4 protein-coding genes are annotated in these 3,504 nt (G+C 68.4%); 3 read left to right on the plus strand and 1 reads right to left on the minus strand.

All coding sequences use genetic code 11. The features are described 5' to 3' along the window. The 3 genes from FV220_RS24420 to FV220_RS24430 form a co-directional block, all read left to right on the plus strand. Positions 1-389 (plus strand): anti-sigma factor (locus FV220_RS24420; RefSeq protein ID WP_187273531.1); only part of this gene is annotated, 389 nt, incomplete at its 5' end. Between the two features lie 40 nt (positions 390-429). Continuing rightward, entirely contained in the window at positions 430-1,227 is a 798-nt protein-coding gene (gene otnI, locus FV220_RS24425) for a 2-oxo-tetronate isomerase (RefSeq protein WP_056149432.1), read from the plus strand. A gap of 179 nt (positions 1,228-1,406) precedes the next feature. Beyond that, positions 1,407-2,951, plus strand: a complete 1,545-nt coding sequence (locus FV220_RS24430; RefSeq protein ID WP_147833519.1) for a M10 family metallopeptidase C-terminal domain-containing protein — start codon at positions 1,407-1,409, stop codon at positions 2,949-2,951. A gap of 96 nt (positions 2,952-3,047) precedes the next feature. Here FV220_RS24430 and FV220_RS24435 read toward each other — a convergent pair whose 3' ends face one another. Further along, positions 3,048-3,473, minus strand: a complete 426-nt coding sequence (locus tag FV220_RS24435; RefSeq protein WP_147833520.1) for a DUF305 domain-containing protein — start codon at positions 3,471-3,473, stop codon at positions 3,048-3,050. Between the last annotated feature and the right edge of the window lie 31 nt (positions 3,474-3,504).

Consider the following 3,504-nt stretch of genomic DNA (forward strand, 5'->3'; position numbering starts at 1 on the left):
CCGCCGGGCTGGCCCTGTTCATCGCCGTCGGCCCCCGTCCCGGCGTGGAGGGCGAGACACGCTACGTCGCCGTGGTCAGCAGCGGCGGCGAGGCGCCGGCCCTCATCGTCAGCATCGATACGGCGGCGGGAACCGCGCGGGTACGCCCGGTGGGCGCCGAGGCGCCGGCGGGACGCAGCCTCGAATTGTGGTATGTGGGAGCCGACAAGACGCCGAAATCCCTCGGGCTGATCGGCAAGGACGCCGCACGCCTGGCTCTGCCCGCCGGGTCCGAGGCCGCGCGGCGCGGCGAGGGTGTCTTCGCCGTCTCGGTGGAGCCGCCGAACGGCTCGGCCACCGGCCTGCCCACCGGCCCCGTCGTCTATACGGGCAAGCTGATCCGCGATTGAGGATGGCCCGGATGGGACCCCGCCACCATGGAGCCCTCCCATGCCGCGCTTTGCCGCCAACCTGACGCTGCTCTTCACGGAGCTCGCCTTCCTCGATCGGTTCGAGGCCGCGTCCCGTGCCGGGTTCACGTCGGTGGAGTTCCTGTTCCCCTACGAGCATTCGCCGGATGCGATCGCCGCGCGCCTCGCCGCGCACGGGCTCGACCTCGTCCTGTTCAACATGCCGCCCGGCGATTGGATGGCCGGTGAGCGCGGTCTCGCCGCTCTGCCAGACCGCTTCGATGAGACCACCGCCGGGGTCGAGACGGCGCTCGCCTATGCGCTGGCGACCGGCTGCCCGCGCCTGCACATGATGGCGGGCCTGGCCGACGGGCGCGACAGCCGCGCCGGGCAAGCTTATCGCCGGTCCCTGCGCCACGCCGCCGGGCGCCTTGCCGAGCATGGCATCGACCTCCTGATCGAGCCCATCAACCGCCGCTCCATGCCGGGCTATTTCCTCGACGATGTCGATGCCGCCGCCGATCTCGTGGCGGAGCTGCGCGCGGAGGGTCTCGCCAACCTCAAGCTCCAGTTCGACATCTTCCACTGCCAGATCCTGCACGGAGACGTCACCACGCGGCTGACCCGACTCCTGCCGCTGATCGGCCATGTCCAGGTCGCGAGCGTACCGGCGCGCCACGAGCCCGGCACGGGGGAGGTGAACGACGCCTTCGTCTTCGCCGAACTCGACCGGCTCGGATATTCGGGCTCGGTCGGGTGCGAGTACAATCCGCGTGGCCGAACCGAGGATGGGCTCGGCTGGCTGAGCGCCTGTGCGAGCGGACGAGCACGGATTTAGCGCGGTGAGGCCGGTTCCCTCCCGAACCCGATGAAGCATACCGCTTTCACTTGGCACGGTTCGCCGCGGAGGTGTGGGACCGTCAATTGTTTATGACGCGGCATCGTGGTTAGGGACTGCCCCGGCCGGCTCGAACGGCCAAGCTTCCAGAAGCTTTTCCCCAAGGGACAGATCAATCGATGGCCGACCTCTTCAAACCCGTCGGCGTGACGGGGAACGCCGTCGTGGACAGCCTCATCCTCGGCGGCGCCTGGAACGCCGCGACCCTGACCTACGGGTTCAAGGCGCAGGACATCGATGCGAACGGGATCGACGATTTCTCCGAGGGCGACTGGAAGGCGTTCTACAGGGAGATCTACGACACCGTCAGCAGCGTCGCGAATGTCGATTTCGTCGAAGGCAGCGTGGCGCGGGCCCAGTTGATCCAGCGGCTCGATGTCGGCGGAGGCGGCGAATCCGGCACGCCCGCCCAGGGCACCACCTCGCTGGAAACGGCGGTGGGCATCGACCCGACGAGCGTGAAAGGGGCCGCGGACGTGGTCCGCCTCGGCACCTATTCCGAAACCTGGATCCACGAAATCGGCCACAGCCTGGGGCTCGGCCACCCCCATGACGGGGAGAACGGCAAGCTGCCGGGCGTCGTCGAGCCGGGCGATTTCGGCACCGGCAACCTCAATTCCCAGATCTACACGGTGATGGGCTACACCTTCCCGTTCTGGGGCGAGGACAACCCGTTCACACCCGAGCACGACGAGAACACCGCGCTCAACGCCCAGCCGGGCTCCTTCGGTGCCATCGACATCGCGGCCCTGCAGCATCTCTACGGAGCCCGCGCCCACAACACCGGCAACGACGTCTATCGCTTCAGCGACGATGTCGATGCCAACCGCGGCTACACCACGATCTGGGATACGGGCGGCTCCGATACGATCGTCTATGAGGGATCGAGCGCGGCCAAGATCGACCTGCGCGCCGCCACCCTGAAAGCCGAGATCGGCGGGGGCGGCTGGCTCTCCACGTCGGAACCCCTCACCGGCGGCGTGACCATCGCCAACGGCGTCTCCATCGAGAAGGCGAAGGGCGGGGCGGGCGACGACATCCTCATCGGCAACGACGGCGCCAACCGGCTGGACGGCGGACGGGGGGCCGACCGTATGAGCGGTGGGCTCGGGAACGACACCTATGTCACGGACGGCCGCGACACGATCGAGGAGGCGGCCAGGAGCGGTACGGACCACGTGCTGAGTTCGGCCAGCCACCGCCTCGGCACGAATCTCGAAGCTCTGAGGCTCTTCGGCTCGAACGCAGTCGATGGCATCGGCAACGCCGTCGCCAATACGATCACCGGCAACGGCGCCGCCAACATGCTGACGGGCGGGGCCGGAAACGACGTCCTCACCGGCGGGGAGGGGGCGGATACCTTCCTGTTCCGCACGTGGCCCGGAACCGGCAACACGGATCACATCCGCGACTTCTCCATCGCCGAGGATGTCGTCACGCTCTCGAGCAAGGTCTTCACGGCCCTTCGCGCCGGCGCCCTCGCGGAGGACGCGTTCAAGGACCTCTCGTCGGGGTCGACCGATGCGGATGACCGGGTTCTCTACGACGCCACGACCGGCACGCTCTCCTACGATGCCGATGGGAGCGGCGCGGGCACCGCCCGCACCTTCGCCGTCATCGATACGACAGTGCTTCTGACCTTCGCGGATGTCCTCGTCGTCTAGGTCTCACGCCGCCGACATGGCGGCCGGTCCGGCCTGTATCGAGGCGGGAAGCCGAGCCGCCCCTGAGCGATAGTGTTCAGGGGCGAGGTGGAAGCCTCACTTCTTGGCGGGATCGGTCCGCTTCAGGATCGCCTCCATCTGGGCGATCTCGGCTTCCTGGGCCTTGACGATGGCCTCGGCCAGGGTGCGGACCTCCGGATCCTTCGAATACTGAAGCGCGACCTTGGCCATGGCCAGGGCGCCCTTGTGGTGCGGGATCATGCCGGCAGCGAAATCGCGGTCGACGTCGCCGGAATAGCGGATCTCCATGTCGCCGTGCATGCGCATGGCCGCCTCCTTGAAGGCGCGGGTCGCCGGCGTGTCGGCGGCCTTGCCCTTCGCGGCGGGCTTCGGGCCGTGGTCATGGCTGTCGGAATGGACGGTGCCGTCGTCGTGGCGGTGCTCGCCGGCCGCGAGAACCGGTGAGGCGAGGGGCAGAACCAGGATCGCGGCCAGGATCGCGGGGAGGGCTGTCTTCGTCATGGGAGTTCCCTGTCGTCAGAAGGTTGCGGGC

The organism is Methylobacterium sp. WL19, assembly GCF_008040005.1.
Lineage (GTDB): Bacteria > Pseudomonadota > Alphaproteobacteria > Rhizobiales > Beijerinckiaceae > Methylobacterium > Methylobacterium bullatum.

Bases quoted from the DNA above. Each gene is read 5' to 3' on its own strand.
- otnI (WP_056149432.1), top strand. From the start codon at position 430: ATGCCGCGCTTTGCCGCCAACCTGACGCTGCTCTTCACGGAGCTCGCC.
- FV220_RS24430 (WP_147833519.1), top strand. From the start codon at position 1,407: ATGGCCGACCTCTTCAAACCCGTCGGCGTGACGGGGAACGCCGTCGTG.
- FV220_RS24435 (WP_147833520.1), bottom strand. From the start codon at position 3,473: ATGACGAAGACAGCCCTCCCCGCGATCCTGGCCGCGATCCTGGTTCTG.